Annotated in this window: 25 protein-coding genes; 7 read left to right on the forward strand and 18 right to left on the reverse strand. The window is 39.2% G+C overall.

The genetic code is table 11. From position 1 onward, the window contains the following. Positions 1–179 precede the first annotated feature (179 nt). The 3 genes from ACE3RB_RS03860 to ACE3RB_RS03870 form a co-directional block, all read right to left on the reverse strand. Positions 180–995 (reverse strand): hypothetical protein, encoded by an 816-nt coding sequence (locus ACE3RB_RS03860; protein WP_374462989.1) that lies wholly within the window; start codon positions 993–995, stop codon positions 180–182. A gap of 67 nt (positions 996–1,062) precedes the next feature. Beyond that, entirely contained in the window at positions 1,063–1,857 is a 795-nt protein-coding gene (locus tag ACE3RB_RS03865; RefSeq protein ID WP_374462990.1) for a DUF6597 domain-containing transcriptional factor, read from the reverse strand. A gap of 157 nt (positions 1,858–2,014) precedes the next feature. Continuing rightward, positions 2,015–2,935, reverse strand: coding sequence for a helix-turn-helix domain-containing protein (locus ACE3RB_RS03870; protein WP_374462991.1), 921 nt, complete (start codon positions 2,933–2,935; stop codon positions 2,015–2,017). A gap of 151 nt (positions 2,936–3,086) precedes the next feature. Between ACE3RB_RS03870 and ACE3RB_RS03875 the strand changes: the two genes are divergently transcribed. The 7 genes from ACE3RB_RS03875 to ACE3RB_RS03905 all read left to right on the forward strand — a co-directional run bounded on the left by ACE3RB_RS03875 (position 3,087) and on the right by ACE3RB_RS03905 (position 10,501). After that, positions 3,087–4,259, forward strand: coding sequence for an aldo/keto reductase (locus ACE3RB_RS03875; protein ID WP_374462992.1), 1,173 nt, complete (start codon positions 3,087–3,089; stop codon positions 4,257–4,259). Positions 4,260–4,564: 305 nt separating this feature from the next. Continuing rightward, positions 4,565–4,975, forward strand: coding sequence for a cupin domain-containing protein (locus ACE3RB_RS03880; protein ID WP_374462993.1), 411 nt, complete (start codon positions 4,565–4,567; stop codon positions 4,973–4,975). A gap of 73 nt (positions 4,976–5,048) precedes the next feature. Next, positions 5,049–5,348 carry a carboxymuconolactone decarboxylase family protein gene (locus ACE3RB_RS03885; RefSeq protein WP_374462994.1) on the forward strand — a complete coding sequence of 100 codons (300 nt, stop codon included), beginning with the start codon at positions 5,049–5,051 and terminating at the stop codon, positions 5,346–5,348. Between the two features lie 41 nt (positions 5,349–5,389). Then, on the forward strand, positions 5,390–6,055 hold the full coding sequence (locus ACE3RB_RS03890; RefSeq protein WP_374462995.1) for a YoaK family protein: 666 nt from the start codon (positions 5,390–5,392) through the stop codon (positions 6,053–6,055). Positions 6,056–6,166: 111 nt separating this feature from the next. Continuing rightward, positions 6,167–8,368 carry a histidine kinase dimerization/phosphoacceptor domain -containing protein gene (locus tag ACE3RB_RS03895; protein ID WP_374462996.1) on the forward strand — a complete coding sequence of 734 codons (2,202 nt, stop codon included), beginning with the start codon at positions 6,167–6,169 and terminating at the stop codon, positions 8,366–8,368. 12 nt (positions 8,369–8,380) lie between these two features. Next, on the forward strand, positions 8,381–9,727 hold the full coding sequence (locus ACE3RB_RS03900) for a sigma-54-dependent transcriptional regulator (RefSeq protein WP_374462997.1): 1,347 nt from the start codon (positions 8,381–8,383) through the stop codon (positions 9,725–9,727). A gap of 132 nt (positions 9,728–9,859) precedes the next feature. Beyond that, positions 9,860–10,501, forward strand: coding sequence for a TMEM175 family protein (locus tag ACE3RB_RS03905; protein WP_374462998.1), 642 nt, complete (start codon positions 9,860–9,862; stop codon positions 10,499–10,501). Here the strand turns inward: ACE3RB_RS03905 and ACE3RB_RS03910 are convergent. From ACE3RB_RS03910 to ACE3RB_RS03980, 15 genes are all read right to left on the reverse strand, one after another. After that, the gene (locus tag ACE3RB_RS03910; protein ID WP_374462999.1) at positions 10,480–12,039 is read right to left on the reverse strand and encodes a sigma-54 interaction domain-containing protein; all 1,560 of its coding nucleotides are present in this window, start codon (positions 12,037–12,039) and stop codon (positions 10,480–10,482) included. The two genes, ACE3RB_RS03905 and ACE3RB_RS03910, sit on opposite strands and share 22 nt — an antisense overlap. A gap of 292 nt (positions 12,040–12,331) precedes the next feature. Continuing rightward, the gene (locus ACE3RB_RS03915; protein WP_374463001.1) at positions 12,332–13,153 is read right to left on the reverse strand and encodes an alpha/beta fold hydrolase; all 822 of its coding nucleotides are present in this window, start codon (positions 13,151–13,153) and stop codon (positions 12,332–12,334) included. Between the two features lie 51 nt (positions 13,154–13,204). Further along, on the reverse strand, positions 13,205–13,723 hold the full coding sequence (locus ACE3RB_RS03920) for a DsbA family protein (protein ID WP_374463002.1): 519 nt from the start codon (positions 13,721–13,723) through the stop codon (positions 13,205–13,207). Between the two features lie 2 nt (positions 13,724–13,725). Further along, positions 13,726–14,187, reverse strand: coding sequence for a redoxin domain-containing protein (locus tag ACE3RB_RS03925; protein ID WP_336687372.1), 462 nt, complete (start codon positions 14,185–14,187; stop codon positions 13,726–13,728). 35 nt (positions 14,188–14,222) lie between these two features. Continuing rightward, a complete protein-coding gene (locus ACE3RB_RS03930; protein ID WP_374463003.1) occupies positions 14,223–15,269 on the reverse strand; it encodes a cupin domain-containing protein in 1,047 nt (348 codons plus the stop codon). Between the two features lie 201 nt (positions 15,270–15,470). After that, a complete protein-coding gene (locus ACE3RB_RS03935; RefSeq protein ID WP_374463004.1) occupies positions 15,471–16,022 on the reverse strand; it encodes an antibiotic biosynthesis monooxygenase in 552 nt (183 codons plus the stop codon). 23 nt (positions 16,023–16,045) lie between these two features. Then, the gene (locus tag ACE3RB_RS03940; protein WP_374463005.1) at positions 16,046–17,104 is read right to left on the reverse strand and encodes an NADH:flavin oxidoreductase/NADH oxidase; all 1,059 of its coding nucleotides are present in this window, start codon (positions 17,102–17,104) and stop codon (positions 16,046–16,048) included. Between the two features lie 12 nt (positions 17,105–17,116). Continuing rightward, entirely contained in the window at positions 17,117–19,324 is a 2,208-nt protein-coding gene (locus ACE3RB_RS03945) for an ATP-binding protein (protein ID WP_374463006.1), read from the reverse strand. 108 nt (positions 19,325–19,432) lie between these two features. Further along, on the reverse strand, positions 19,433–20,128 hold the full coding sequence (locus ACE3RB_RS03950) for a LytR/AlgR family response regulator transcription factor (RefSeq protein WP_374463007.1): 696 nt from the start codon (positions 20,126–20,128) through the stop codon (positions 19,433–19,435). 54 nt (positions 20,129–20,182) lie between these two features. After that, positions 20,183–20,656, reverse strand: coding sequence for a Dps family protein (locus ACE3RB_RS03955; RefSeq protein WP_374463008.1), 474 nt, complete (start codon positions 20,654–20,656; stop codon positions 20,183–20,185). Between the two features lie 164 nt (positions 20,657–20,820). After that, a complete protein-coding gene (locus ACE3RB_RS03960; RefSeq protein ID WP_374463009.1) occupies positions 20,821–21,666 on the reverse strand; it encodes a sugar phosphate isomerase/epimerase family protein in 846 nt (281 codons plus the stop codon). A gap of 16 nt (positions 21,667–21,682) precedes the next feature. Then, positions 21,683–23,092, reverse strand: a complete 1,410-nt coding sequence (locus ACE3RB_RS03965; RefSeq protein ID WP_374463010.1) for a carbohydrate porin — start codon at positions 23,090–23,092, stop codon at positions 21,683–21,685. A gap of 5 nt (positions 23,093–23,097) precedes the next feature. Beyond that, the gene (locus tag ACE3RB_RS03970; RefSeq protein ID WP_374463011.1) at positions 23,098–24,342 is read right to left on the reverse strand and encodes a sugar MFS transporter; all 1,245 of its coding nucleotides are present in this window, start codon (positions 24,340–24,342) and stop codon (positions 23,098–23,100) included. An 11-nt stretch (positions 24,343–24,353) separates the two neighbouring features. Beyond that, a complete protein-coding gene (locus ACE3RB_RS03975; protein ID WP_374463012.1) occupies positions 24,354–25,268 on the reverse strand; it encodes a carbohydrate kinase in 915 nt (304 codons plus the stop codon). Between the two features lie 54 nt (positions 25,269–25,322). Next, entirely contained in the window at positions 25,323–26,330 is a 1,008-nt protein-coding gene (locus ACE3RB_RS03980) for a LacI family DNA-binding transcriptional regulator (protein ID WP_374463013.1), read from the reverse strand. Between the last annotated feature and the right edge of the window lie 311 nt (positions 26,331–26,641).

The raw sequence follows: 26,641 nt of genomic DNA on the forward strand, positions 1-26,641 counted from the left end.
AGCGATATGGAATTTTTGAAGACAAGAAAAAGAAATTAAAGGTAATCAATACGGGATTCGAACCTATATTCTTTAACCAGTATGCTATCCAAACAAACTATCACATTGGTACAAACTCAAAATTCGTTTCATTTAAAGTGTAAGGTATAAAGTAGTAGAAATAAAGGATTATTATAGTATCATCTGGTCTTAAGCTGCCATGTCTGCTGAACATTACCTTTACTTCTCAAAGCCTCCAGCTGTTGGGGAGATGCTGAATTCAATAAATTGGGCAGGCTACTGAATTTTTCAAATTCAGGTTCATATTTATTTACAATAATAAATCCATTGTCATAAAAGAATTGTTCTGCCTGGTCAAAGGAATCAAAATAATTTTCCATGACATTATTTGATTTAAAGAAGCGTTCCCATTTTTTATCCTTATCGCTACCAACGGAACCGGTTTCATGTTTGAGATAAATATCAGCTGTTACCCAGGTCCCTCCATTTTCTTGCAAAACCGAATGTATATTTTTAAGGATTTGAGACTGCTTTTCTCTATCAAAATACATGAGCAGACCTTCATTAATAATAAGAAGGTCCTGATCTTTAGCCAGAATACTGCCGGAGTTCAAAACGTCAAATTCCTGAAGCTTAAGGTTGCTGGGGACAGAAATATCAAGACGCTTTAACATCTCCATTTTTTCATTCATTACTGTCCTGAGATCAGTATCAAAATAGATCTTGTCAGGATTTTTACTGGTGTATTCCAACCCACGCAGTGAATATCCGGCTGACAATTCAAGTACCGCCGAAGAAATACTCTTTTCAAGGAAAAAGTCAAGGGAAAGGTAGCGCATTTCAAAATGGAGCACACTTGCCCAGAACCCAAAATCTGAATTCAGTGGATTATCAATACTGAAATACTTCGCAATTTCTTTTGCATAGGGTATAGTCGTAGTTGCAGCTTTAAAGGTAATAAGCTCTTTTGCTGTGTCAGTTACTTTGTTTAACATATTGTGCTGTTTTTTTCTGCAAAGTAACAGTACATATGTAGTTTGTAATAGGAAAAAATAGACCTGTTTATTTTTTAATAAACTCGTTTCCCAGTTTATTGTTTTTTTTCAGAAATACATTAGGTTGTAATGTTAAGACTTTACGGAAGCTCTGCAAAAAATGGGATTCATCATAAAAAAAGTCATACAGTTCACTTTTATTCTCTGATTTTTTATTTCTTATGTAACGATTAAATATCTCCTGAAAACGTACTATTGAAGCATATTCCTTGGGGGTAATTCCGGTTTGCAATTTAAAAAGTTTGTTAAGGTGGCGTTGCGAAGTATTAATACCTGCAAAAAGATCTTTAATTAGGATATTACCTTTGTGAGCATTTATTTGTTCCATAATATGGACAACACGGCTATCTGGTTCAAACCTTATCCTTTCTGTAAGCAGTTCAGTAAGCTGAGTTACTGAATCCTGAAGGTTTCCTGAAAAATCTGTCAAAACTTCGGAGCCGTCAAGCTTTCTTTTTGAGATGGAAACCACTTTGTTGAGATAATTGGAAAGATCGCTCCCTGCTATTGAGTAATAACCGTATGGCTTGAAACTGATACCGATGGAATGTACGGGAACATTACCTTTGAGCACAATTTTAGTATGGTGCTGTCCTACCAAATGAAGATCAAATATCGAATGATGAAAAGATTGATTTTGAATAACATGTTCATATTCCCCACTATAATTCCATATGACGATCCAACGGCCTGACGGAATAATAGCAGCTTGTTCATCAGCTTCCATCTGCTCCGGGCTTTCAAATGACCAGATTGATTCCACATAATTCATTAAAGCTTCTGGTATTGGATAATATTTCATTTTAATTGGTTTAAATTAATTATTGAAGATGTTTATCATAAATGCATCATCAGCTAAATGGATGATATTTTATTACTTCAAAAAAGAATAGACAAAAAGAAAAAATCAAAAATCTATAAGATAAAGTGTTTGGACTGTGCTTAAGCCAAATGAAATGCTAATTTAAATTTCTAAACTCATTCGGAGTCATACCCACTTTTTGTTTAAAAAGTCTGCTAAAATGTTGCTGGTATTTGAAGCCAAGTTCGTCTGCAATTTCATTGATAGGTTTATTTGGGATAAATATTTTTTCCTTCGCCTCTTCAATCAGTTTAGTCTGAATATAATCAAGTGCGGTATTTCCCGTTTCCTTTTTTATAAGGTCTCCGAAATAGTTAGGAGAAAGATTTAACTGCTCTGCACAGTAGGTAACTGTTGGCAAACCAATAACCTGCGACTTTCCGGATGTGAAATAATCAGAAAGGAGACGTTCAAACCGTACCAATATATCCGTGTTAATATGGGTTCTGGTAATAAACTGTCTATCATAAAAACGCATACAGTAGTTTAAAAAAAGTTCAATGTTTGAAACAATAAGCGTTTTACTGTGCTTATCCAAATTCAGATCAATCTCATTTTCAATTTTATCAAAACAGTCATTGATAATAGCACGCTCCTTTTTTGATAAATGAAGTGCCTCATTGACATCATAGGAAAAAAAAGTATAGTCCTTAATCCTTTTTCTCAATTGGGTGCCCATAATCATGTCCGGATGAAAAACCAAAGCTCTGCCTGATGGTTTGATTATTTTTCCGCTACTATCAATTCCATAAACCTGACCAGGAGCAATAAAAACAAGCGTTCCATCCTCGTAATCATAAGGCTGACAGCCATAACGTATATCTCCGCATTTTATATTTTTCAGAAAAACGCAATAAAGTCCCATATATCTGCGGAATTGCATGTATGTAGGGATTTCGTCGAAGTTGACAATGCTAATCAATGGGTGTTTTGTATCAACTCCCATCTCATCATTATACTGTCTGACAGTTTCGATTTTTCGGACATCTTCCATAATATTCTGCTTATTTCTATACAAATTTAGAAAACCTTTCCTTTAGCTGTATGTCATTAGGCCCAAAACCGTAAAAGTGGTAAATATATCTGTATCCTATATAAAAAAGTTGAGATGATTATTGCAGAACTTTGTTTATAAGTTAATTGGCAATGGTTGAATAAAAAAGTACTTTATGGAAAACTTCCCCAAAAAGTCCCCGCCTGAACTTAAAAACGATCGCAGGGATTTTATCAAGAAAGGCTTTTTGCTGGCTTCAAGTGCTATCTTGGCACCGAATATTCTGATTGCCAGTAAAATAAATAAAGATAATTATACAAGTCTGCACAAGCCGCATAACCGTGGCCTACAAAATTATATTGATATGAAAAAGCGAAAGCTTGGCACGCTAGAGGTATCTGAAATTGGACTGGGATGTTTGCCTATGGTGGGCTATTACGGTAACGGAATGAGGGATAAAAAAACGATGATAGGGCATATCCGAGCAGCTTATGATAATGGTGTTACGCTCTTTGATACTGCTGAGGTATATGGGCCATATGTCTGCGAGGAATATGTTGGGGAAGCTGTTAAATCCTTTAGAAAGAATATTGTGATAGAAACAAAATTTGGGTTTGGTGTTGAAGAAAATCAGCCGACAGCACTTAATAGCCGTCCTGACCATATCAGAAGAGCAGTTGAAGGTTCACTTAAACGTCTCCGGACAGATTACATTGATCTTTTATATCAGCATCGTGTGGATCCCAAAGTACCTATGGAGGATGTTGCCGGTACAGTGAAGGATTTAATCCAAGAAGGAAAGGTCAGACATTTTGGTTTATCCGAAGCGAGTGCAAAATCAATCCGCAGGGCACATGCTGTGCTGCCGGTTACTGCTGTGCAGAGCGAATATGCAATATGGTGGAGAGAGCCCGAGACAAAAATATTCCCAACTTTGGAGGAATTAGGAATTGGGTTTGTTCCATATTGCTCATTAGGACGAGGATTTCTTACAGGTGCTATAAATCCGTTCCAACGGTTTATCAAACCGGATAGACTTGCAACCTTACCAAGGTTTGAACCTGATGCATTACGAGCCAATATGATTTTGGTCGATTACCTACGTAAATGGGCAGAACGCAAAAATGCTAGCATGGCACAGATTGCACTTGCCTGGACAACTTCACAAAAATCTTGGATTGTCCCAATCCCCGGAACTACGCAATATCATCATCTTATGGAGAATATCGGGGCTGCTGAATTAAGTTTCAATGCTACTGAACTTCGGGAATTCAACGCAGGTCTGGATAGAATTTCATTAAAGGGTGGACGTGCGGATACTTTTACGGAAAGCCAGATAGATCATTAAAGCAATAAAAACTATCCCTTATGTTTTTCAGCATCAATGGTAGCAAGGAAAATCTCATTTGTAGAATTCCAACAAATTCCCAAAAAAATGAATATAACGATTATTGTGAATGGCAAAGTTGCCCGGGCTGTTCTTTATGACAGTAAGGTCAGCAGAAGTTTTGCTGCCCAATTTCCTATGACAGTTGAGCAACATTTGAACTGAAGCAATAACTCAAAATGAAACAAATAAAAATAAATTATAGATTATTTGTTGCAATATCAGCTATTGTGATGTCTTGCAACAAACCTAATAAAAATGTAAGCATGGAAAATATAAATTCATCAATATTTCCTGTAGGAAATAAGGTAGATAATAAAAATTTTGTCGGAAACGCTTATCTGCAGGTCTTAACAGAAAGAGACAAAAACAATGATTATGTGATCGGTAGCGTAACTTTTGATCCTGGGGCAAGAAATAATTGGCATAGCCATCCAAAGGGACAGGTATTATTGGTTACTGAAGGAGAGGGAATTTATCAGGAAAGGGGAAAGCCAGCCAGGCGTATAAAGAAAGGTAACATCGTTAAAATACCGGAAAATACCGAACATTGGCACGGTGCTACAATGGAAAATAAGCTGGTACATATTGCGGTCACCAGCTATGAAGGGGATTCAAACAGCTCATGGTTTGAACCGGTAAATGAGAATGATTATAAACAAGCAAATGAACTTTAGACCCAAGAATATGAGATCTGGCATAAAACAATTAATCATACTCTTTTTGTTCACAGTAACTATAAATAATACAATGAAAGCACAGGAAAATAAACCAGCAAAAGAAGCACTTAACGCTCATCAACAAACACTCGCAGCCATTGCAGCCCTTACGGCAACCGGCGATCAAGATGCATTAAAAACAGCATTGAACAAAGGACTGGATGCAGGACTTGCAGTCAATGAAATAAAGGAAGCATTGGTACAATTGTATGCTTATTGTGGATTTCCGCGGAGCCTTAATGCTGTTGGGACATTTAAACTCGTTTTGGAGGAGCGCACATCGAAAGGCATAAAAGATAAAGAAGGGAAGTCCATTGCTGGAAACCCATGAGAAAATGGCCTGGATGCTCCGTTCACATTTAAAATAAAAAAATGGAAGTAAAACATAATATCGGTTTTGTCACCTTATTGTTAACCATGATTGCCGGATATTGCGATACCGTGACTTTTGTATCAGCAGATGCCCTTTTTTCGGCCCATGTTACGGGAAACTTTATTGTCTTTGCCTATCAGTTTGTGAAAGGATCGGATATTCATGCCTGGGTAAAGCTGCTTACGTTTCCGGTATTTATTCTTGCGGTGATGGCAGGAGGAAGAATCGCCGGGAAAGTCATCAACCATTACACCTTGTTATTCTGGGAAGGAGTATTGCTTTTGTCGGCCGGAATTATTGTTGCCGTTTTCAGTTACTATGGAACATTTTCAGAAGTTATGATGTACACTGTAGCTATGATTACCGTTTTTGCAATGGGACTTCAGAATGCTTTCGGAAAACTTTATGCAAAAGAAACCCATGGCCCGACGACCATGATGACAGGAAATGTAACCCAGGCTTCCCTGGATTTCGGAACACTTCTGTCAAGCGGCTTTCACCACCCTGAAGCATGGGCAAGCCTGAAGAAACAGCTGGTTACCATTCTTGGATTTCTGGTTGGTTGTTTTTTAGGGGCTTATGCAGGAAAACAATATGGGCTGGTAACACTGATTTTACCCGGACTGGCAATGATTATCTGCTATTTTTACCACCGCAAAAACTAGCATAGGACTATGGCAGATTACAGGATAATAGATTACCTTTAAAAAATGAATTTCAGTCTTTATTTTTTATCTAAAAATCTACTAAAGATAGTATGTTTTTCATTGATTTTGATGTTTTCATGCAATACAAAAGCACAGATCAAAGAAAATCCTGCACTGTTGAGAAAACAGATTTCCTCTTCCACCAATACGACTCAGAAAATCGCTTTATTGCTGCGCCTGAGTAACTATTACATTACTAAAAAAGGAGAGTTGAAAACTGATCTCGACAGTGCCGCCATTCTGAACAGACAGGCAAAAGCACTGAATATGAAATCCGGAGATCCGATGTCTGCCGGAAAAATCATCTATCTGGATGCCAAAATAGATAAAGAAAGAGGCCGTAAAAATATTGCTTTTTCCAGAATGAAAGAGGCGCTTTCTTATTTTGAAAACCATCATTTTAAGGAACAGGCCGGAGAAGCATATAATGAATTATCATATATGTATGACAATAAACCTGAATACTTTGATACTAAAATCAAACTGAAAGAAAAAGCGTTGGAACTTTTTAAAAATTCGGGATCAAAACTGAATCAGGCAGGCGTTTTAAAAGATCTTGTTGAGCTTTATTACATCAAGGAAAATCCGGATAAGGCCCTGAATTTGCTCAAAGAATCGCTGTCTGTTTACCAGTCGGCGAAATTCAGAGAATTACAGAGTGTGTACAATCTTATCTCCCAGGTTGAAATTCAGAAGGCGGATTATGAGGAAGCGCTCCGCTATGGTCTTTTAGCAGAAAAAACAGCCGAAAGTGTGAATGATTACTCTTTGCAGATGTGCTCTATTTACAGCAATATCGGAATGGTGTATTATTATCTCCGTAAGAATGATGATGCCATGAAGTATTGGGAAAAATCACTGGCCACGGCAAAGAAAAACAAAGATAACAGCTACATCAGAACGGTGGCGAATAATATTTCTACCATGCTGATCAGACAGAAAAAGTTTAAGCAGGCCATTACCATGATTCAGGAGTACAGAGAAAAGTATCCCATTGTAGACAAGGATTTTGAAATGTCAGAAAACTATATTCTGTTCAGTACCTACACTATTTTAAAGCAGTTTAAAGAAGCGGAAGCCTATTACAAAAAACTGGTGGCCTATTACGGTGAAAATGCGGAAAAAAACAACCAGCAGGCCTCATTGCTGCGAAGCTTTGTTTTCTATCATTATCAGACCCGGAACTTTGATAAAATGTACCGTGAAGCCAGACTTTTCGATTCGATAGCCAAAAATAACGGGAATGATATGCTTCGTTCAGAAAATCATTTGATGTGGTTCAAAGCAGATTCCATACAGGGAAAATACCTTGATGCCATACAGCATTATCAGCTGTATAAAAAACTTTCCGATTCTGTTTTTAACGGTGAAAAAAGCAAGCAGATCAACAGCCTTAAAATTCAGTTTGAGACGGAGCAAAAGGATAAAAACATTCAGCTGCTGACCCAGAAAGCAAAACTGCAGGATATTAAAATTGCCAATGATACCTTTATCAGATATGTCTTCATCGGAAGTATTCTGGCGCTGATCCTTTTTGCGGCTTTGCTGTATAACCGCTCAAGATTAAAAAGCAATGCCAATAAAAACCTTGAACTGAAGCGTAAGCAGATTGATGAACAGAACGAACAGCTGAGAAAATTACTTTCCGAGAAAGAATGGCTCTTAAAGGAAATCCATCACAGGGTTAAAAATAACCTGCAGATTGTAATCAGCCTGCTGAATACGCAGTCGGCTTATCTGGACAATGAAGATGCTTTGATGGCCATTCAGAACAGCCAGCACAGAATGCATGCCATGTCTCTGATTCATCAGAAGCTTTATCAGTCTGACAATCTTTCAATGATTGACATGTCGTGGTATATTTATGAACTGATTACCTATATCAAAGAATGTTATTCATCCGAAAGGAAAATCAACTTTACGGTGGATACTGATAAAGTGTTTCTTGATGTTGCACAAGCCGTTCCTATGGGACTGATCGTCAATGAAGCGGTCAATAATACCGTAAAATATGCGTTTCCGGATGACCGGAAAGGGGAAGTTTCCGTTTCGTTTAAAAATACATGTGAAGACCTTTGTGAACTGAAGATCTCAGATAATGGAGTAGGGCTTCCGGAAGATTTTAATATTGAAGAAACAGAATCTTTGGGGATGAATCTGATGCGCGGGCTTACCGACCAGTTGGACGGAACTTTCCATCTCGAAAACAAAGGGGGCTTAAAAGTCACGATTACCTTCAGAAAAAATACAGAAATAACTCCTTCAAATTAAAGGCTGATTATTATGAAAGAAAAAATATTAATTGTAGAAGATGAATTTATTGTAGCCAATGATCTGAAACTGATGCTGATGAAAGCCGGTTACCAGGTTACGGGCATTGCATCTTCAGTAGTTCAGGCCAGAAAACTGATTGCAGATAATAAGCCGGATTGGGTACTTCTTGATATCATTTTAAAAGGTGACCTCACAGGAATCGATCTCGCATGGGAACTGCGCGAAATGAATCTTCCTTTTCTTTATATTTCAGCCAATACCAACCAGTCTACCCTGGAAGCAGTGAAGGAGACACAGCCCTACGGGTTTATGGTAAAGCCCTTCCGGGAGCGTGATATGATTGTTATGCTTGATATTGCCAGATACCGCTATGACATGGAAAGAGGCTGTGAATTGTGTACTGATACCCAAAATAATGAAGTCATTGAAGGGATTATCGGGAAAAGTAAAGTGCTTCAGGATGTCGTTGAAAAAATAAGAATAGTCGCTCCTACAGATACCTCTGTTCTGGTGGTTGGGGAAAGCGGAACGGGTAAGGAAAAAGTAGCCCACTCCGTTCATGAGCTTTCAGAGCGTAAAGCTCACCCTATAGTTGTGGCGAACTGTGCTGCACTGCCGCATGCGCTTATCGAATCCGAGCTTTTCGGGCATGAAAAAGGAAGCTTTACCGGAGCCAATACATTGAGGATCGGAAAGTTTGAACAGGCTAATGGAGGAACGGTCTTCCTGGATGAAATAGGAGAGCTGCCATTGGATTCGCAGGTTAAACTGCTGAGGGTTTTACAGGAAAAAGAAATTGAACGGCTGGGAGGAAATAATACGATTAAAGTAAACGTAAGAATCGTAGCTGCGACCAACCGTTCCCTGGAAAAAGAAGTGGCAGAAGGAAGATTCAGGCTGGATCTGTATTACCGTTTGAATGTATTTCCTATTGAGCTGCCTCCGTTGAGAGAACGAAAGGAAGATATCGTATTGCTGGCCCATTTTTTCCTGAATAAATATGCAGCTGCCTCAAGAAGAAATATCACATCCATCAGTGAAAAAGCGCTGGAACAGCTGCTGAATTATCACTGGCCGGGAAATATCCGCGAACTGGAACATCTTATTGAAAGAAGTGTTCTTCTGGCTAAAACTGCGGAAATAGAAAACTTTGATCTGCCTCAGATTATTGAAAAACCTATAGAAACACAGAGCCCGCTGAAATCACTGGAAGATATGGAAAGAGATCATATTATGAATGCGCTTCAGACTTCCAACGGAAAAGTTTCCGGACCGGGTGGTGCCGGGTGGTGCCGCGGAGCTGCTGAAAATACAAGCTCAGACTTTATATTCCAAAATGAAAAAACTGGGAATTGACAAAAGCTATAAATAATCCCGGACAAAGCTAGCCGGAAACCATATTTCCTTTCAATTTTTTAATCATAATTCTTCAAATAATTTGAGAACAAAATCATTATGTCTTTACAATCATAAATCAATCAGGTAATTATGGAAAAAGAAACGCTCAGAATAGAAGGATTCAGCGATGGTGTTTTTGCAATAGCCGTTACGCTTTTGGTGCTGGATCTTCACTTCCCTGAAGAGAACTCAATACAAAACGGTAATGATCTGCTGGTCTTTCTGAAGAATCAATGGCCGGCATTTCTGGCATTTATCCTTTCATTTTTCAGCATTTTTATCATGTGGGTGAACCATCATAAGATCTTCAAACAGATCTACAGCCGGAATTCAGCGATTATGTTCGCCAATGGACTGATCCTTTTTCTGGTTTCTGCAGTTTCATATCCTACTGCTTTGCTGGCAAGGTATTTTGACGGTGAAGCTTCTTCTGCTGTAGTAGCACTTTATACCGGTATTTTTGTCCTGATCAATCTTGCTTACAATTTACTATGGTTTCTGGCCACCCGTAACAAAAAGCTTTTGCGCCCAGGTATTACCGATGCGGCTATAAAAAAAATCCGTAATAATTACCTGTACGGGCTTCCTATTTATGTGATTGCGTTAATCCTGTCGTTCTGGATACCGGCAGTTTCCCTGATGATCATTTTAGGACTTTGGATTTTCTGGGCATTATCATCCGGGAAAATAGAAATGACGATTGATAAGCATTATTCGGATTCCCTGAAATAATGCTTTTTCTCTATTCCAAGTTTCTGCATTTTGGAAATCAATGTGGTTGGCGGTAATCCAAGTAGCTTTGCAGTCCCTGTTTCCCCGAAAATACGGCCGTTACATTTTTTGATTATTTTTAAAATATATTCCTTTTCAAATTCCTGCAGTGTTTTAACCTGAAAATCCTGATCCGTATTTTGAGAGTTGATAATTGTTGGAAAATCCATTTCCCTGATCATATCTCCTTTTGCCGTCAGCATACTTCTTTCAACCATATTTTCCAGTTCACGGATATTACCCAACCATGGATTAGCAATCATCATTTTTACCACGTTCTGAGAAAAACCATTAATTTTTTTGCCTGTTTTCAGGTATAATTTCTCAAGGAAATAATCTGCCAGTAAAGGAATATCCTCTTTTCTTTCCCGCAAGGCAGGAAGATGGATAGGAAAAACATTCAGCCTGTAAAAAAGATCACTTCTGAACCGTCCTTCCGCCACTTCTTTTTCAAGATTCCTGTTGGTGGCCGTAATGATCCGCACATTCACCTTAATCCTTTTGTTTCCCCCGATTCTTTCAATTTCTTTTTCCTGAAGAACTCTCAGAAGCCTGGCTTGTAATTCCAGAGGGAGTTCGCCAATTTCATCGAGGAAAATGGTGCTGTTGTGGGCTTGTTCAAACTTTCCTTTTCTTTGTTCTGTAGCTCCGGTAAAACTTCCTTTTTCATGCCCGAACAATTCGGATTCTATTAAGTTGGCAGGAATAGCCGCACAGTTTATCCTGATCATTTTCTTTCCCGAAAATTCCGAAAGTTCATGAACCGCCTGTGCTATAAGTTCTTTTCCTGTACCCGTTTCTCCATAGATAATCACATTGGATTGTGAAGGTGCTACCTGTGAGATCTGTTCAAAAATGAGCTGCATCGCTTCACTTTGCCCCACAATTCCCTGAAAGCCGGGTACGCTTTTCTTGTCTTCTTCAATTTCTTTAGGAAAGTCCTGGATATTTCCCTGAAATGTTTTCAACTGTTCCTGAATATCAATATTATGAAGGGTAATGGAAAGCTGGGCAGAAATGCCGTTTAAAATTCTTTCCGGAATAGTATCTCTTGAAATAAAGCTTCTGTAGAAAAGAAAAAGTACATTTTTACTTTCACTGACAGCCGGCAGTCCCAATCCGACAGACATCCGCATTTCTGAATTTTTAGCTTCGGTAAAACAAGAAGGAAGAGATGACAGTTCTTTCAGATCAAAAAGCTGGGGTTCTGCGGAATCAAGACAGTTTTTTAAATACCTGTCAAGCTGTTGATCCGGGGCGTAGTTCTGGTTTTCAATCCGGCTGCTGAGTATTTCAATATTTCCTTTTACATCCCAGATGATCATGCAATCATTGAATCCCAGTTCAGTTTTGAAAGATTTATGGATAACAAACTGAAGCTGTTTCTTATCTAAAATGGTAGAAAACTCTTTGGTTAAACGGGAAATCATAAGCTGTTCTTTCTGCATGTCCTGCAGGCGTTTCATCATTTCTGCATTGGGATCAGAAGGCTTACTCATAGAAATTCTTACTTGAAAGTTTAAAGATAGGAAAAATTGAAAAAGATTTACATGGGAGCAGTTATAATACCTGAAATAAAAAATTTAAACTTTTATTTTGATATTAAGAATATTAAGGCCATCTCTAATCATAACAAACCGAAGGTTTGAAACTTAAGTGGACTTCCTGACGCATTTTTTTACTTACAATAACTAAAGTGTCTGAACTTTTGTGCCTCTTGTGGCTGAAATGATTGAAATAAAAAAGATGAACTTTAAAGGTTCATCTTCAGTATTGAAAAAAGCTGGGTTTTTAAGATCGGATAAATTCCAAAAGGTCTTTATTGATTGTCTCATGCTCTGTAGTCGGCATCCCGTGAGGAAAGCCAGGATAGGTGATCAGTTTTCCGTTCTTTAATAATTTAATGGACTTTAATGCCGCATTGGCAATGGGAACAATCTGGTCATCTTCACCGTGCATCACCAAAACAGGAATGTCCACAGCTTTTAAATCTTCAGTTAAATCTGTTTCTGAAAAAGCTTTGATTCCATCATAATGAGCTACGATTCCGCCCATCAGCCCCTGTCTCCACCAGTTTCTCTGTACTCCGTCCTTTACATCAGCACCTTCTCTGTTGTAGCCATAGAAAGGGAACGTAAGATCGTAATAAAACAGGTTTCTGTTGTTCATCGTCTGTTCTCTGATGTTGTCGAAAACTTCCATAGGAACGCCGTCGGGATTGTTTTCACTCTTCACCATTACCGGTGGAATGGCACTGATCAGCACTGCTTTCTTAGCTCTTCCATTGGAATATTTATTCACATACCGGATTACTTCTCCACCACCTGTTGAATGTCCGATGTGTATAACATCTTTCAGATCTAAAAATTCAACCAGTTCTGCGGCATCAGAAGCGTATTGTTCAATAGTATGATTATAAATATTCTGGCTGGAACGCCCGTGGCCTCTTCTGTCGTGGGTAACCACTCTGTAGCCTTTCTGTAAAAAGAAAATCACCTGCGCATCCCAGTCATCAGATGATAAAGGCCATCCGTGGTGAAACATTAATACAGGTCCTTCTCCCTGATCTTTGTAAAAAATTTCTGTTCCGTCTTTTAATGTTAATGTGCTCATTGTTGTTTATTTTTAATGTTATGAATTGATTTTGTTTAAATGTTTTTTTGATTAATAGGCAGTATTTTCACGTACCAGCTGAAAAAGGTCTTCAGCACCGCCATTGAATTTATTTCCGTTAATGAAAAAAGAAGGCGTTCCGTTTACGCCGCTGATGATGCCGCTTTCAAAGTCTGTATCTACTTTTTCTGCCAGTTCCTGCTTATGGATATCCGCTTTGAACTGAGGAATGTTTAAACCGAGTTTTTCTGCAAGTTTTAACGGGAGACCGTCATTCAGGAACTCCTGATTTTCATAAATGGCATCATGCATTTCCCAGAATTTTCCCTGCAAAGCTGCTGCTTCTGCCGCCAGTGCTGCCGTTCTTGCATACTGATGCATTTCTGAAAGCGGAAAATTTCTGAATACAAATCTGATCTGATCTCCGAATTCTTTCATTAACTCTTTAAGAACCGGATAGGCTGCTCCGCAGTAAGGACACTGATAATCCCCGTATTCTACTATGACTAAGCTGGCATCTGGGTTGCCCTGAATGTGGTCAGCATTGCTGACTGATGGTTTAAGTGACATAATTATTTTGTGTTAAGGTTTTCTAATGCTTCTAAAATTCCGTCTGCGCCAGGATTGATGGCGGTGGGAGAGAGATAGCTCCATTCGATGATGCCGTCTTTATTGATGACAAAAAGGGCTCTGTTGCATTCTCCTTCTTCGTCATTGTAAACACCATATTTCCTGGCTGTATCTCCTTTGGCTTCAAAATCTGCAAGCAGCGGAAAGTGCAGGTTTCTGGATTGTGAAAATGCCAGGTGGCACCATTTGCTGTCTACGGAAATTCCGAAAATCTCCGCATCATATTTTTTGAAATACTTAAGCATCTCGTTGTATAATGCCATCTGGTCACTACACACCGGGCTCCAGTCTGCCGGGTAAAATGCAAGGATAACATTTCGTCCTCTGAATTCGGATAAGGTAATTTTCTGGTCCGGGGTTGCAAATAATGTAAAATCAGGGGCAACCGTATTTTTTTCTAGCATAGGATTAGTTTTTAATGGTTGGAATTGGTTTTGAATTATTTTCCAGGTTTAATGAATACTTTCTTTTGTGGAAGCTTATCTATTTCTCCTTTTTTCAGTCCAAAATTGGTGATGACCACATCTTTCGGGTTTCCTGCCAGCCATTCGCTTAGGTCTATAGATTCGTAAGTGCCGCTATTAAATCCGATTAAGACTTTACAGATCGTATCTCCGGTATTTTTGATATAATGCCCGGCTCCCATAGGCACATAGCCTATATCACCTGCATTGAACTGCTCCGTCACAGAAACTCCTTCTGCAAGGAACACCGACATTTCTGCTTGTCCCGAAATAAAATACTGCCACTCATCCGCATTGGGATGCCAGTGCATTTCTCTTAAAGCACCGGGCTGCAGTTCCAATATAGAACCCGCCATTGTGGTGCTGATCGGAAATTCTTTACTTGTAACCAATCTTTGGAGACCACCACCGGGAATAATTCTTGGCTGCTGGGAATGCAGAGGATAGCGGTGCAGGCTTGTCAGTTTAATATCTGATTCCTCAGGACGGGGTGTGGCATTCACGGAGAGTTCATCCGGAACAACCCCTGCTGCGAAATACACCTCTTTCTGTGGAAGTTCTGATACTTCTTCAAGGCTCAATCCTAAATTCTGTGCAACGATTTCAGGAGGCATACTTGAAACAAAATCTGTAACGCTGAAAGTATGGTCTTCCGAAAAATTACCGTTGTCAAAAATCAGGATAAAATGACATTCCTCTGTTCCTGTAGCCTGGATGGAATGTCCGTAACCTTTCGGGAAATACCATACGTCGCCGGGTTCAAAATTATCGGTATAACTGTGTCCGTCAGGATGGATAATCGTTGTACGCACCGTTCCTGAAATCACATACGCCCATTCTGCGGCGTTGGCATGCCAGTGAAGTTCTCTCATGCTTCCGGGTTGCAATCTCATGGAAACTCCGGCAATGCCTACAGAAGCAGGGAATTCTTTTACAGAAGCGCCTCTCGTTGTACCACCATCATTGGAGCGGGGTTCTTTTTTTTCTAATTCGTATCTGAAACTTAATGATGAAGGATTCATAGTATTATTTTTTGTGATTAATTCTTTTTGCTATTGTAAAGCTACTCCGGAATTTTACTTTTTCTTGATGTTATTCGGTCAACAGGCGAAAACGATCGTTGAATAGGCTGATGTTCAAATGGTAAAGAGATGGAACATTATGAAAACAAAAAAAATCACTGTAGGTTACAGTGATTGGTCGTATGTAGTATACAGAAAATCTTATTTATACAGCCATTTTTTGATCAGCCTGGTATAATAGGGCATTACGGCAAACACCATCAGAAAAACAATGATTCCGGAATTGATGAATCCGTCAGAATAATGATTGTCCGGAATATGTAAAAACCGTAAAACAGGAATCGTCAAAACAGGAATAAGGACAGACAGCGGATAAATAGCTGACCAGGTTGCCAGAAACTGTTTCCACCGTACCGGAACTTTATTGCCTTCATTTTCTGCAGTAAAAAGAAAATCAAGTCCGGATCTGATCTGGTAGTGGTCATTTTTTCTGAACAGCGGACTGGCTTTCTCAATGAGTTGTTTCCGGTTCTCCGATTCCATCCAGCTTTTAAGATGGTTAATTGTATCAAAACGGATAATGACGGTGTATACAAAAGTCAGATCAGGAATCGGACGAACGATCTGAAGATCAATAAAACCTTCAGAATGTCTGGTAACAGGAACAATTTCGTCCAGCCATTTTTCATACTGTGATTGTTTTCCATCCAGAATATGATGGGTGATCACTACGGAGGCACCTTGATTTTCCATAACTGATTTTTTTAAGATTTTATTTAATACGCTCTTTTATATTGCCAGGGAATTTCTGTTTCAGCACCTAATGCTTTAGCAGAATGGATGGCAAAATAAGGATTTCTAAGATGCTCCCGGGCGATGATCACCAGGTCAGCATCTCCGTTGACAATAATATCATTGGCCTGTTCTGCTTCTGTAATCATTCCAACGGCTCCTGTCAGAACTCCGGTCTGTTCTTTAATGGCTTTTGCAAAAGGAACCTGATATCCCGGAAACACTTTATCCTTGCTTACATTGGTAAATCCACCGCCGGATGCTGTAATGAAATCTACGCCATTTTCTTTAAGGATTTCCGAAAGTCTGATACTGTCTTCCAAAGTCCATGCTTCATCCGATTCTATATAGTCAACGGCAGAAATTCTTACAAAAAGAGGCATTTCAGCAGGAATAACTTTCCTGATTTCCTGAACGGTTTCTACAAGAAAACGGATCCTGTTCTCAAAGCTTCCGCCATATTCATCCTGTCTTTTATTGATTACTGCGGAATAAAACTGATGGAATAAGTAACCATGGCCTGCATGAAGCTCAATGGTATCGAAACCTGCTTCAATGGCACGAAGGGCTGCCTTAACAAATTTCGTCTTCAGTTCCTGTATCTCATCAATTGTGAACGCTTCGGCAAAAACGCCGTTGAACTCGTGAGCTGAGGAGGATTTCACCATCCAGCCTCCTTCTTCCGGAGTAAGCGGTTTCATTCTTTCATTGGGATGCTTCAGACTTCCTTTTCCTCCGGCGTGCCAGAGTTGAATACCTATTTTTGAATCCTGTTCATGCACAAAATTTACGATGTTTTTCCAGGCGCTTTTCTGTTCATCATTCCAGATTCCTACATCAGATAATGTAGCCAGGCCTTCTTCTGAAACGGCTGTGCATTCGGTGAGAATCAATCCCGCGCCGCCAACAGCACGGCTTCCAAGATGGACGAGGTGCCAGTTACCGGGAATTCCGTTTTGAGCACTGTATTGCTGCATAGGAGATAATGCAATTCTGTTCTTTAGAGTCAGGCTGCGAATGTGTATCGGTGAAAATAAATTCATTTTTTTTCTTTTTTAAATTGTTTTTGAAAATGCTTCAGCTTCGGAAACCGCTTCTGACAGAACTTTCTGTACTTCTTCCAGTATCTTTTGCAGATCAGAGCTTTCTGCTGAAGCTGTTTCAAGAATATCGAGTTTTTCCTTTAAAACAGGATGTAATCCCATGATGGCAATGCTGGATTTCAGATCGTGAGCCCACAGTTTCACATCCTGAAAATCTTTGTTTTCGTAAGCCGTTGTCAGTTTCTGTAAATGATTGGGAATGTTCTCAATAAACTGCTGCGTGACCATTTGTTCGAAACTTTTGTCGCCGCCGCTTACCGTCTGCATATAGGAGAGATCAATGTAATGATAATCAGATGAAGGTTTTTCGTTTTTCTCTTCCTGGCTGGTCTTTTCTTTCAACCCGAATTTTGAGATCAGGGTAAAAAGTTCTTCTTCATTAACAGGTTTGGAAATATATTCGTTCATCCCGCGGCTCAGGCATCTTTCTCTTTCCCCTGCCAACGCATGGGCGGTCATTGCGATGACTGGAATTTCCAGTCTGAGTTCTTCCCGGATCTTCTGGGTGGCTGCATATCCGTCCATCTGCGGCATCTGTATATCCATTAAAACCAGGTCGCATGCACGGCTTTTGAGATAGTTTACTGCTTCAAGACCGTTCGATGCCATATGAAAATCAATATTCCATTGTGAAAGCAGGTGTTTCATCAGGCTCTGATTAATCACATTATCATCAACCACCAGAACTTTCAGAGGTGTATTGGACTTATCTTTAAAGTAATGCGGATCAGCAGCCGGCAGTACAGTAAGCTGTTCTTCAGCAATTCCGTAAGGGATATAAAAATGAAAGGTAGTTCCTTTCCCTTGTTCACTGCTTACTTCTATATTTCCGTTCTGCAGGAGAATTAAGCTTTTCACGATGGATAAGCCCAATCCTGTTCCGCCATAATTTCTTGTCGTCGAATCTTCTCCCTGATTGAATCTTTCGAAGATTTCAGTAAGCTTTTCTTTGTCGATTCCAATTCCCGTATCCGAAATTTTAAATCCGAGAACCGCTTCTTTCTCCGTCTGCTGTTTACAGTAGATTTCAACAGCAATATTTCCCTGGTGGGTAAATTTTATGGCGTTTCCGATGAGGTTTACTAAAATCTGCGTCAGTCTAGTGGCATCTCCCACCAAAGTGTCAGGAATGGAAGGATCAATGGTACTTGAGAGAGCAAGTCCTTTCTCTCTGGCCCGTTCTTTAAAAAATGTTTCTACGGAATTGACCAGTCCGTTGATGCTGAAAATTCCGGGGGTAATGCGCATCATTCCTGCTTCTATTTTGGATAAATCAAGAATATCATTGATGATGGCCATCAGGTTTTCCCCGGAACGCTGTATGGAAGAGACAAATTCTGCTGAGGTTTCATCCAAAGGACGTTTTTGCAGCAAATTGGTAAACCCGAGAATTCCGCTTAAAGGAGTCCTGATTTCATGGCTCATATTGGCAAGGAAATTTTCTTTGGTCTGTGCTGCTACCAATGCTTTTTTCTCGGCAATATCAAGTTCGCTTATAAGTAATCTCTGACGTTTAAACTGACGAAGAATGTGATATCCTACGACAGAACCGCTCAAAATCAGTAAGACCAATATTGAAATATCATAAAATCTTGCTTTTTGTCCCATTTCTTCACTTTTCTGGCTGAGTTCAACCATATTCAGTTTTCTGCTTTCATATATTTTAGCCGTGATTCTGGTGATTTCATTGGAAATATTCCTTGCACGCGGATTGGCAATGGAAGTATTGTCGTCCATATTTCCCAAAGTAATATAGCGATGCAACAGCTTGTCTTTGGTCGTCTTCTTTTCCATGGCAAGAACACTTAACCGGTGGATCAGCTTTTCTTCTTCAGCATTTACATTGTCTTTGGACAGAGAATCCAGGAAATTTTCGATCTGACTGATTTTTTGATCAATGCCTTCGAGGTGCGTGGTGTCATTCGTTGCAATAGAAGCTCTGATTCTGCTTTCCACCCCAAGAATATCACGGTCAATCTCCCTTAAATGATTGCTGGAACGTAATTCGCTCAGCAAAGTATTGTTATTCTGAATCAGCGCTTTGGTATTTCCTGCAGAATTGAGCTGAACAGCTATCAACAGGAGTGAGCCTGCAATAAATGTCAGGATAATAAAATAGCTGAATCGCTTGTTATCCATTACTGAAGATATATTTTTCATAATAACGGTCTGATTTTAAATAAAATACCGGTAAAAGTTGATTAACCCTAAACTGTTCAGGGATTGAAATCAAAAAGTAAAAACAAATTTTCTGATGGCCAGTAACGTCTAAAAGACATTCATTCGTGTATTGAGTGCTTTCCTGTAGGCATCTGCCACGGGAATGAATTTACCGTTGATCATAATACCGCCGTCCTGAAGAGTATCAATTTTGCCGACAGAAACAATATAGGAACGGTGTACTCTTATAAAATGATCCTTGGGAAGACGTTCTTCTGCCGTTTTCATTTTACCGTGAATGGCAAACATCTTTTCTTTGGTGTAAAATTTTACATAATCACCCATGGCTTCCGCATAGAAAATATCATCCAGCTTTAAGCGCCTTGTAATATTGGAATCCCTCACGAAGAGGAATTCATCCCTTGTGATTTCCACATTTTCTTTTTTACTTTCAAGAATCGTCTGTGCCTTACTGACTGCCTGAAGAAACCTTACCGGCATAATGGGCTTCAGAAGATAATCTGCAATATTAAGCTCAAACGCTTCCAGCGCATATTCTTTTTTTGAGGTCGTGAAAATGATGATAGTTTCTTTACCGGAAAGGGTTTTCATGAGCTCAATCCCTGTCATTTCTGGCATTTCTATATCGAGAAATATCAGATCGACGGGATGGGACTGAAGATAATGGTAAGCTTCTATAGCATTGGAAAACTCGCTGACAATGGAAAGATCCGGAACCTGTTTCGCGAGGTGGGCTAATGTTGTTCTTGCAATATCATTATCATCCACGATTAAGGCTTTCATAGGTATAGTTGTTTATGATTTACACAAATATAATTATAACTTTTTTATTTTGTGTTATCTGAAATAGGAACGGATCATCCATGCCATTTCTTCATGGGTTTCCATCAGGCCTGTAATAAAATCGCTGGTACCATAATCTTTATAAGTCTCAGCAAATGGAGTGATATTTCCGCGGAGAAATTCGATGATGCTTTCATGATCGCTTAACAGATCTTTCATGTATCCGAGACCGTCATTTGTTCTTTCGCTGTATTCCGTTAAATGGGTCAGTTCCAGGTAGATTTTCATAGTTGCCGGTGCATAATGCCCGATTTTACGCATTCTTTCTGCAACGCTGTCCATCAGTTCATCCAGCTGTTTGTACTGTTCTTCAAAGAAAATGTGATTGGCGTGGAAGTTATCTCCGGTTACGTTCCAGTGGGCATTTCTTGTTTTAATGTAAAGCAGTGTTTCATCTGCCAGTAATTTTGCTAATTGTTCTGCAACGGCTTCCGTGTTTTTCTCTGTGATTCCGATTTTTGTTTTCATAATAATAAGATTTTAGTTGAACATTATTGCCTTTTTCTGATGTAAAGGTCAGTCATAATCCTGGAAAACAATCGGTATTTTCGGTGAATGGGCAGAATCAATCGGTGGAAAGCGGACAATTTCCGCTTTCCATAAGTTTCAGAATAATATAACAGATAATTTTATCAGTTGTATAGATGCTTCCTTAAAAAAGCAAGGCTTCCTTCAGCAAGTTCCTGGGTATCATAAGGTGATTTCTGCCATAAAGAAACCTGCTCCTGCATTCCGGGAATGGAGGAGCTGAAATTTTCAAGGACCAGATTCCCTTCAAAATTGATTTTTTTCAATGCCGAGAAAAATTCTTCCCAATTGATGGTCCCTTCTCCCAACATACCCCGGTGAGATTCTGTCACATGAATGTGCTTCAGCATTTTTCCGGAACTGATAATCGGGTCATAAAAATTATTTTCCTCGATATTCATATGAAAGGTATCAAGGTGAAGGAAGAGATTATTTCTGCCCGTTTTCTTAATAAGCTCCAGGACATTTTCTGCAGTATTGCAGACATAGGATTCATAACGGTTAATCGGCTCTATGGCAATATCTATACTTTTGGTTTGGGCGTAATCCGCCACATTGTACCATACTTCAGTAATGATTTCTTTTTCGTTTTCTGTGAGTGGTTTTCCGGTAAAAACACCGATTCCGCTGTGTAAAACTCCTGCCAGCAGGTTGGTTTCCAGTTCATCAACTTTATCAATTGCTTTTTTGATAAGCTTTTCCGCTGCTTCAGGATAAAACGTAATGTGAGCATCTTTGGGAAGGTTCAGCGAGCATACCGCTTCAAGATGGTTGTCTTTCAGCTGTTTTTTTACAGTGTTTGCATCAAAATCCATTGATGCGGGTAACAGTATTTCGATCAGATCAAACCCGGCCTGTGCAGTTTTTTCTATCGCATATTTTCCTGATTCTGCATTCCATAGCGGAGTGATCCACGAGAGTAGGGAAGCCCCTAATTTTATATTCATCATATTTTCTTTATTTAATTTAAAAAATCCACCATTCTGTCCGTACTCCGAAATAGGTCCCGAATCTTTTGGCCCCTGACTGCTGTAAAAAGGGTGAGTAAAGACTGTTCATAGCCTCATCATTATACCTTGATACTTCTGCAATAAAACGGATGTGAGGTCTTGCCCAGACACTTCGTTCCGCTGTAGGAACGATGGTGGGAGCCAGAACAAGTTTCATCATCGATGCTGCATCCTGTGTTCCGTTTTTACGGGTTGCATAATGGAATTCAGAGAGTATATGAAACCAGTTGTTAAAATAATAAGTGGCTCTGATTCCTGTATTAAATTCTGTTTTTCTGTTGAAAATTTCACGGTTGTAATAGGCCGGAGCTTTATCAGTGCTGGTTGATCCTCCTTTACTTTTGGTAAAAACGGCATAAGGATTAAGTGACCACCGGTTGGAAATATTCCAGAGAAAATGCTCAACAATCGTAAAAGAGTAAGCTCCTTTATATGTTTTTGTAGTTTCATCAGGAGCTCCGTAGGTGCGCCAGGTCTGTGTATTTCCATTATCGCCTCCATTGGCAATTCCGGTCCCGTACCTTACGGAAAACTGATTGAATGAACCCGGAATTGCTGTTGCCATATCTGTATTTAATTTAGCCCCCAAAACCCACCCATGATCCGACGGGTATTGCTCTACGGAATTTTCCCCTGATTTTTCTACATGATGAAATTCTGCCAGTAATTTGAGCTTGTGTTTTGTATTTTTAAATGGCAGCGTCTGCTCCAGGACAAAAACTTCCCTTTGCCTGTAGATAAGGTTTTTTGACCCGCTGATCACATTGGTGTAAGAATAGGGTGTAGAGTTGCTGGCTGCGGTATCAATCGCTGCCGGAAAGAACATTAAAAATCGCGTGTTTTTGTGCCTTACACCCCAACCGGTTGCCGAATGGTCATCAAAATAAAAGTAATCGGCAATGTGAATGTCATCATATCTCAGCCATCTTGATCCTGCCCAGACATCCCAGTCACTTCCCATAATATTTCTGGCCTCAACAAAGGCTTCAGGCAAGGCAATAATCATCCCCTGATTGGATTTTGAATCTACATTTCCCAGAAAAGTTCCACCTGAATAAAAACTAAGTCTTGCCTGCATATCGATCTTTGTACTTTTTGTACAGTCACCGTTTACCACCGGACTAAAATGGAAAGCAGGTAAAAAATCTACATAATCTCCCTGATCCATTCTGCCTCCTAAAGATCCCTGATTATTCAGATTCAGTTGTCTTCCTGTCTTACCATCAGCATTCGGGGAATAACCAGCCCCGATTCTCCCGGTTGTGCCAAAGGAAAATTTCTTGTTGGTTATTACGATCTGGGCATTAATTCCCCTGCCAGCGCATATAAATACAATGCACCAGGCTAATAAAAGCTTTGTTTTCATAGGGATTATTTAAGTGTTTTGGGCTTGTAGAATTTTAATGCAAATAATAAAATAACAACATAGCAGACAATAGGAAGGAGGTAGGCATGGGCAATATCTTTTTCTGCAATTCTACCCATGATCGGAGGAAAAACAGCACCCCCAAACATCGCCATAACCAGGAATGATGAAGCTTGCTGAACCTTTGATCCTAATCTTTTAAGCCCAAGACTGAAAATAGTAGGATACATCACACTCAGGAACAGGTTGAGCAAAATAAGGCTGATAAATGATACCCATCCGAAACTTTGGGAAATAATAAGGCACAGAATGATATTACAGGCTGTAAAGATAGCCAGCAGTTTGTTGGGAGCAATGAATCTCATCAGGAAAGTTCCGATAAATCTTCCGATCATCATCATCGCCATACTTAAAGAAAAATAATAGGAAGCCTGTATCTCAGGAAGGTGCATTTTTTCGACACCGTAATTGATAAAATAAGCCCATGTTCCACCCTGTGCGGCAATATTAAAAAACTGGGCAATGACTGCAAATATAAAATGCCTCTGCTTATAAAGCGGAGCATGTGGATCTGATACACTAAGGTCTTCTCCTTTTTCATTTTCTGAAATGATGATATCTTCTGCGTGAGGATCTTTAAGGTCTGGTACTCTGATAAAGCTGAAAATAATGGTAATCGCCAGAATGACAATCCCAATCCATGTATAAAGATTTTTTACTGAATCCAGGGATCCAGATCCGGAATCTGGCGTTCCGAAAATGAAATATCCTCCCAGCAAAGGACCGATAATGGCCCCCAATCCATTAAAAGACTGGGCGAAATTAACTCTCTGATCACTCGTTCTTTCATCCCCCAAAGCGGCAATAAAAGGGTGGGCTACCGTTTCAAGGGTTGCCATTCCCATCGCAAGAACAAAAAGAGCCAACCTGAAAAAATCAAATGAAGAAGTATTGGCTGCTGGGATAAACAAAAAAGATCCCAATGCGAATAGTGACAGCCCTAAAATAACCCCCAACTTATACCCGAATTTTTTCATAAATAATCCTGCCGGAATGCCCATCAATGCATAAGCCCCAAAAATGGAAAGCTGCACCAACCCTGATTTGGACTTCGAAATGTGAAGCACATTCTGGAAATGTTTGTTCAGAACATCACCCATGGTAAGCGCAATGGCCCAGAAAAAGAATAGAGAGGTTACAAAAGAAAGGATGATATAGTATTTCTTATCTGTAAATTTTGGAGTATTCATATCGTTCGTTTTTAAGAGGTTTTACAGCTGTTTTTTTCTCTGAATGCCTTGAATTCTTCATAAGTATAATCAGGGCATGCTCCCGATTTTGAAGTGATAAAAGCTCCTAATGAAGTTGCCTGTTTCATGATCTCTTCCGGGGATCTCCCCTGAATTCTTTTAGACAGGAACCCGGCCAGAAAAGAATCTCCGCTGCCTACGGTATCGGCAATTTCAATATGAACCGCCGGAAAATTATAAGCAGTATCCCCCACAAAGTATCTGGCACCTTTACTTCCTTTGGTAAGGACAATTTCATTGAGGTCAAAATAGTTCTGAAGGTGTCTGATGCTGGTGTCTTCATCAATATAATCTTCGCCGAGATATTCAAGGATGATTCTGAGTTCTGCTTTATTCATTTTAACAAGGTCAGCTTTATGCAATAATTTTTTAATGAATTCAAAATCAATAAAAGGAGGACGGAAATTAACATCAAATACTTTGAATTTTGAATATTCCAAAAGCTCGAGCAGGGTATTTTGAGAAACCAGGCTTCTTGTGATCAGACTGCCAAAAACAAATGCTTCAGAATTTTGTATCAGTTCCTTATGCTCCGGCAAAGGCTGGATATAATCCCAGGCAACATCCTGCACAATGTCATATGCAGCCTCGCCGTGCTCATCAAAATCGGCAATGACAGTTCCTGTGGCCTTTTCCTGATCTATCTGTATGAAATCTGTTGTTATTCCCCAATCCTGAATCTGATGAAGAAGGCGGTGTCCTAATTCATCATTTCCTATACGGCTCATCATTTTGGTATCAATTCCCATTTTGAAAAGGTTATAGGCAACGTTGAATGGAGCTCCGCCAGCTCTGGATCCGGTGGGGAAGATGTCCCACAGAACCTCTCCAAAGCAAACGACATGGTTGAATTTATTTGTTGTCATATTAAGTTAAACGTTTAAGTTATTGTTTAAAAAAAATGTTTTATATCAAATTAATTATTTTAAAGATGCTTTTACAACCAGTTTTGCGGATAATGTTATTCTTTTTCCGGTTGCCGTATAATCATTGATTTGTCCGTCCAATAGTTTGATAGCCTCTTCTGCCATTTCTTCAATCGGCTGCTGGATGTAGGTAATCTCCGTAGGGAAGAGGTCATAAGCATCGGTTTCATCAAATGCGATTACAGATACCTGCTCCGGAACTTTAATGTTGTTTTTAACGAGATAGGAAAGTCCTGCTACCGCAAGTTTATTGCTGGAAAAATAGAGTGCTGTATTTTCAGTTTTTTCTCCCAGGCTTTTTTCAAGCTTCACATGTACTTCCTGTGCAATATTTTCCAACCCTACCAGGAGATATTGTATTTCAGCTGATTTTTTGGAAGAGCTTACCGCTTTTTCAAAACCATACTGGCGGTCAAGAAGATGCGGGAGTTCAGTTTCATAGCCCACATAGATCATTTTGTCAAAATCCTTATTAAGAAGTAGGCTGGCTGTACGCTCTGCGATCTCCTGATTATCAATGGTAATTCCCGGAACAGAAACACCTTTAAGGTACCTGTCAATCGTTACAACAGGGTATTTAAGCTGAATAAGGTTTTCAAGTGTTTTTTCTGATCCTGCTACAGGCGCAACGATCATTCCATCCACCTGCTGCTGTGAAAAGAGCTCAGTAAGCTTTTCAAATTTTTCTGCATTTTCATCAGAACTGCCGATGATCAGGGTATAGCCCAACTTTAAAGCTTTATCTTCCAGATTCCTTGCCATATGGGAGTAGAAGTCGTTGGAAATATCCGCAACGATCAATCCAAGAAGCTTTGTCTTATTGGTTTTAAGGCTTTTTGCGATCTTATTGGGAGTATAGTTAATCGTTTCAGCAATTTCAAAAATTTTTTTCCGGGTGTCTTCACTAATGCGCTGTCCCTCCTTTCTGTTGAGAACATAAGATACAGTGGCTACGGAAACTCCTGCCAGCTTAGCTATATCTTTTATGGAAGACCTTTTCATTTTAATTTTTAATGCACAAAAATATTTCAGAAAATAGTAAAAAAACAATAGCTGAGTTTTTTTGGTGGTTTCAGAAAAAAGTGTAATTTAGCGCAATTTTTAAAAATGATTTAATTGTTTGTTTATCAGATTGTTATGTATTTTAAGTTGTTTTTAATGTGAACAGATTGTTAACTGATTCATTCAGGTTGATTAAATTTGGTTAAACGTTTATCTTTAAAATTTTATATTAATTGATAAATTGTTAAATGTGTAAAATTTTCAACCGGATTTCGCTACGGTTTTTGATTTTAGCTGTCAACATATTTTTT

Source organism: Chryseobacterium sp., assembly GCF_041914225.1.
GTDB lineage: Bacteria > Bacteroidota > Bacteroidia > Flavobacteriales > Weeksellaceae > Chryseobacterium.